General features: G+C 78.2%; 1 protein-coding gene. It reads right to left on the bottom strand.

The features are described 5' to 3' along the window. A partial coding sequence (locus tag B7767_RS42190; RefSeq protein WP_179167555.1) for a phosphotransferase occupies positions 1-390 on the bottom strand: 390 nt, incomplete at both ends.

The raw sequence follows: 390 nt of genomic DNA, 5'->3' as shown, positions 1-390 counted from the left end.
GGCCGTGCTTCTTGCGGGGGTCCCAGCCGGCGCGGGCGGCGTAGCCCGCGCAGTAGGCCTCACGACAGCGGCGCGCCCACTCCGGGCGCCAGGGGCGGCGCTGGCGGGCGGCGTAGTCGAAGGAGCGCAGCATCCCGGCGATGTCCCGCACGGGGGAGTGGGCGCTGCGCCGTTCGGAGAGCGGCCGGGACGGCTCGCCCTCGAAGTCGATGACGAACCACTCGCGCCCCGCCCGCAGCACCTGCCCCAGGTGCAGGTCACCGTGGACGCGCTGGGCGGGCGGCCCGGCGTCGCAGGTGGTCAGGGCGGCGAAGGCGGCCCGCAGCCCCGGCACGAACGGCTGGAGCGCGGGGACGGCGTGCGCCGCGGCGGTCAGCCGCTCGGTCATCG

Origin of the sequence: Streptomyces sp. 13-12-16 (assembly GCF_002114215.1) — a bacterium.
Taxonomy (GTDB): Bacteria; Actinomycetota; Actinomycetes; order Streptomycetales; family Streptomycetaceae; genus Streptomyces.
The sequence above is the reverse complement of the archived record's forward strand: the minus strand, read 5'-3'. Positions and strand labels throughout refer to the sequence as shown.